At 37.8% G+C, this 325-nt stretch carries 1 protein-coding gene; it reads right to left on the bottom strand.

The features are described 5' to 3' along the window. Positions 1-325, bottom strand: a 325-nt coding sequence (locus GQR38_RS20295) for an amino acid--tRNA ligase-related protein (RefSeq protein WP_346774270.1), incomplete at both ends; no start/stop codon positions are given.

Here is a 325-nt window from a genome sequence, read left to right as displayed (position 1 = left end):
ATCAGCGTAAGCTTGGTAGAACTCAATCATAGTGAATTCTGGGTTATGACGCGTTGAAACACCTTCGTTACGGAAACTACGGTTAATTTCGAATACTCGCTCAAAACCACCAACCACTAAACGCTTAAGGTTTAATTCTGGTGCAATACGTAAATACATTGGTAAATCTAATGCATTATGAAACGTTTCAAATGGACGAGCTGTTGCGCCACCTGGAATGGCTTGTAACATTGGCGTTTCTACTTCCATGAAATTACGTTCATTTAAGTAAGTACGAATAGCCGTTACGATTTTGTTACGTAAAATAAATGTTTTACGTGATGAT

The organism is Pseudoalteromonas sp. c7(2019), assembly GCF_011378625.1.
GTDB classification, from domain to species: Bacteria; Pseudomonadota; Gammaproteobacteria; order Enterobacterales; family Alteromonadaceae; genus Pseudoalteromonas; species Pseudoalteromonas arctica.
Note: the sequence above shows the minus strand (reverse complement) of the source record. Positions and strands in the feature narration are given on the sequence as shown.